This is a genomic window from Corallococcus sp. AB030 (assembly GCF_003668965.1).
Lineage (GTDB): Bacteria > Myxococcota > Myxococcia > Myxococcales > Myxococcaceae > Corallococcus > Corallococcus exiguus.
In genome coordinates, this window is the sequence record NZ_RAWQ01000380.1 from 1 (window position 1) to 3,967 (window position 3,967).

General features: G+C 67.2%; 3 protein-coding genes and 1 pseudogene. 1 reads left to right on the forward strand and 3 read right to left on the reverse strand.

The features are described from left to right. Positions 1–252 (forward strand): annotated as a pseudogene (locus D7Y15_RS42580) (FHA domain-containing protein); the annotation flags it as partial. Positions 253–360: 108 nt separating this feature from the next. Here D7Y15_RS42580 and sctV read toward each other — a convergent pair. The 3 genes from sctV to D7Y15_RS42595 all read right to left on the reverse strand — a co-directional run bounded on the left by sctV (position 361) and on the right by D7Y15_RS42595 (position 3,541). Continuing rightward, positions 361–2,487, reverse strand: a complete 2,127-nt coding sequence (gene sctV / locus D7Y15_RS42585) for a type III secretion system export apparatus subunit SctV (protein WP_120580923.1) — start codon at positions 2,485–2,487, stop codon at positions 361–363. An 86-nt stretch (positions 2,488–2,573) separates the two neighbouring features. Further along, positions 2,574–3,041 carry a tetratricopeptide repeat protein gene (locus D7Y15_RS42590; protein ID WP_120580924.1) on the reverse strand — a complete coding sequence of 156 codons (468 nt, stop codon included), beginning with the start codon at positions 3,039–3,041 and terminating at the stop codon, positions 2,574–2,576. A gap of 98 nt (positions 3,042–3,139) precedes the next feature. Further along, positions 3,140–3,541, reverse strand: a complete 402-nt coding sequence (locus tag D7Y15_RS42595) for a hypothetical protein (protein WP_126936456.1) — start codon at positions 3,539–3,541, stop codon at positions 3,140–3,142. Between the last annotated feature and the right edge of the window lie 426 nt (positions 3,542–3,967).

A 3,967-nucleotide genomic window follows, 5' to 3' on the forward strand; every position in this document is an offset into this window, starting at 1 on the left:
CCCGAGCCTGAGCCCGAGCCCGCCCCCGCGCCACCGGAGGAGCAGCCGTCTTCCGAGGATGGGTCCGCGTCCTCCGAGGAGCCGCAGCCCGACGGTGGCGAGGAGATGCCCATGCCGGAGCCGGAGCCCGAGCCCGCCCCGGCGGCCGTGTCCGCGCTGGCGGACAAGAAGAAGCTCGTCCCGCTCATCGTCATGGGCGTGGTGGGGCTGAGCTTCCTGGTGCTGATGATCGCCGTGCTCGCGGGCGCCTGAGCCGCGCCCTTCGCGCCACGGCGGCCGCCCTTCCCTTCCTTCCCCCGGAAACGACAAGGCCCCCGCTGAAGCAGCGGAGGCCTTGGTTCTTTCACACGCTCCCGGCCACTACCGGCCGGAGGAGATGCGCGCCACCGGCTGGATGTTCAGGTCCGGGGACAGCTCCTGGTAGCTGAGGATGGAGAACGAGGGGTTGAACTCGTACTCCAGCAGCTTGCGCACGTAGCGGCGGATGTCCATCGCCGTGAGGATGACGGGGCGCTGGGCGCTGGGCGGCAGGTGGCCGCATTCCGAGCGCACCGCGCCGACAATCTCCTGGGCAATCTCCGGCTCCAGCGCCAGGTGCGCGCCCGCGGAGGTGCGCTTGATGGAGCTGCGGATGGCCTCCTCGATGTTCGGGTCGAGCAGGTACACCACCAGCGTGCCGGTGCCGCGCGCGTACTTGTGGGAGATGTAGCGGCGCAGCGAGGCGCGGACATGCTCGGTGAGCATGACGTTGTCGGCCTCCACCTGCCCGTACTCGGACAGGGCCTGGAGGATGCCGCGCAGGTCGCGGATGGAGAGCTCCTCCTCCACCAGGCGCCCGAGGATGTCCGTGAGCTTCAGCACGTTGACGATCTTCGGGACCACTTCCTTGACGATGGCCGGGAACGCCTTCTCCAGCTGCTCCAGCATCGTCTGCGTCTCCTGCACGCCCACGAACTCGCGGGCGTTCTTCCGGAGCACTGCGGCGGTGTGCAGGATGATGTAGCCGGGCACGTCCCAGGTGGTGAGGCCCGCGGACTCGAGCATCTCCCGGAACTGCTCGGGCACCCACGCGGCCGCCTGGCGCGTCGCGGGGTTGATGGCCTCGAAGCCGGGGATGTTCATCAGCTTGAGGCGCTCCACCGTGTCGTTCACCAGGATGTGGCCCAGGGTGGCCTGGCCGGTGACGACGGGCACTTCGTTGATTTGGATCTGGTAGGCCCCGGGCGGCAGGCCGCCGTTGCCGCGCGCGCGCACGCCGGGGAAGCGCACACCCAGCTCCACGAAGAGGCCGTCGCGCATGAACGGGATGAGCTCGAAGAGGAACTTGCCGCCGTCCTGCCGCGAGTCCACGAAGGGCACCAGCGCGTCGGACACCTCCAGCACGATGGGCGTGACGACGGGGATGAACAGCTCCGAGTCCGGGTTGAGCTGCTCCTTGGGCGGAGGCTCGGCGGACACGGGCGTGCCGAAGCTGGACTCCATCGCGGGGCCGGCTTCCTCGGCGGCCATCGCCTCGTCGCGCTTGCGCATCATCGACCAGGCGCCGAAGCCCGCGCCCGCGCCCAGCAGGAAGAAGGGAATCTTGGGGAGGCCGGGGATGAGGCCCAGGCCCACGAGCATGGCCGCCGCGATGGCGATGGCCTTCGGGAAGGCGGTGAGCTGCGTGCCCACGTCCTTGCCCAGGTGCGCGCCCTCTTCCTCGCCGCCCACGCGCGTCACCAGGATGCCGGCGCAGGTGGAGATGAGGATGGCGGGGATCATGCCGACCAGACCGTCACCGATGGTGAGCAGCGTGTACTTCTGCGCGGCGTCACCGGCGGACATCCCCTTCTGCGTCACGCCGATGATGAGACCGCCCACGATGTTGATGACCGTGATGATGATGGACGCGATGGCGTCGCCCTTCACGAACTTCATCGCGCCGTCCATGGCGCCGAAGAGCTGGCTCTCACGCTCCAGGTCGCGGCGCTTCTTCTTCATCTGATCCTGATCAATCACACCCGCGCGCAGGTCCGCGTCGATGGACATCTGCTTGCCGGGCATCGCGTCCAGGGTGAAGCGCGCGGCCACTTCCGCGACGCGCTCCGAGCCCTTGGAGATGACGATGAAGTTCACCACCACCAGGATGAGGAAGAGGATGGCGCCGACGACGAAGTTGCCCTGCACCACGAAGTTACCGAACGCCACCACCACTTCGCCCGGGTCGCCGGTGAGCAGGATGAGTCGCGTGGTGGAGATGGTCAGCGACAGGCGGAACATCGTCGTGATCAGCAGGAGCGTCGGGAACGACGACAGGTACAGCGGGCTGGGCACGTAGAGGGAGATGAGGAGCAGGATCACCGAGATGCTGATGTTCATCGTCAGCAACACGTCCAGGATGATCGTCGGCAGCGGGACGATCATCATCGCGACGATGGCCACGACGACCACGGCCAGGACGATGTCGGAGTACTTGTTCAGGAAGCTGTTCGGATCGGCGTTGGCCATCGGCGGGGCCATCCTAATCCGTGCGCGCCCCCGAGCCCAAGGGGGGGCCATCCCTCACCTGTCCGGCGAGGGAGCCTGCGGTCAACCTACGAGTGGTCCTCGGGGGCTTCGGATTCCGAAGCCTCGTCCGAGCTCTCCAGGGCCGCGGCGGCGAGCATGCGCGCACGACGGCTCAGGGGGTCCTTGTCATCGGGGTCCAGCGACACGGCATGCTGGAAGTCACGGGCCGCTTCCGTCGTCCGGCCCTGACGGAGGAACGCCTCGCCCCGGTTGACGAAGGGGGTGATGTCAGCGGGATCCAGTTCGATGGCGCGGTTGAAGCACGCCACGGCGGCGTCCAGGTCCTCCAGCGCCAGGTGGCAGGCGCCCAGAGCGGTCTGGAAGTAGGCCTCACTCGGGTCCATGACCGAAAGCTTCTCGAAGACGGCCAGCGACTCGTTGAAGTTCCCGTCCTGGAAGAGGTTGAAACCCTCCGTGGCCCGCTCGAGCATCTCCGGTCCGGACAGGGGCTTCTCGTTGTCGTTCGACACCGTGGCCTTGGATTCAGTCGTCATCGGCGCGTTCACCGGGGCGGGGACAGCAGCGGCGGGGGACTCTAGCCCGGGGGCCCCGCCAGTTCCAGACGGGGTCCCCTTCTCAGCGAGGGCTGACCTCACCCCGCCTCGTCGATCCGCTCCTGGACCTTCGCCATCGTGTCGCTCATCGACTTCTCGATGACGCTCTTGAAGATGTACTCGGAGCTGGTCTCCTTGTTGAAGGCCTTCTCGGCCTCCTTGTTGATCTCCTCGGCGGAGGCGTTCGGGTTCTTCGCGATGAAGTCCGCGACCGTCTTCTGCGCCTTGTCCAGCGCGCGGGTCCCGGCCTTCTCACCCAGGCTGCCCACGTAGTCCTTGTACTTCTCCGCCAGGCCCTGGATGGCCTGCTCGGCGGTGGGCTTGTCGCCCTGCGCCGACTTCTGGCTCTGGCCGGCAGACTGGGTCTGGCCAGCGGCACCCGCCGCCGGGGCGCTCTTCGCCTGGAGCGCCTGGAGGCCCTTGGCGAGCGAATCCGTCATGGAGCGGAGCAGGTTCTCCTGCTTCACGAGAGCCTGCGAGCCGGTCGCCGGCGCGGCGGAGGTGGTCGAGATTCCGACGCGGGGAGCGGAACCGTTAATCGGGGTGGAGCCCATGATCCAAACCTCGTCTCTAAGTACTGCGTTTCCAGGGTTATCGACGTGAGCCTAGTGGAAGTTTCCGGATCCTTTCCAGCGGCGACGGCCCGGGGAAGGAGCCCGGAAACGCCACCAGCCCCGAACCGGTACCCTGGAAGGGCACCAGCACGGGGCCGGAGCGAAACCAACAACCTGCGAAGGACTACTTCAGGTTGTTCACGGCGGCCATCGCCATGTCGTCCATCTTCTTCATGAGGTTCGTGATGGTGCTCATGATCTGGGACTCGAGCTGAACCTGCTTCTGCGCCTGCAGGAAGCCCTTCTGCTCGG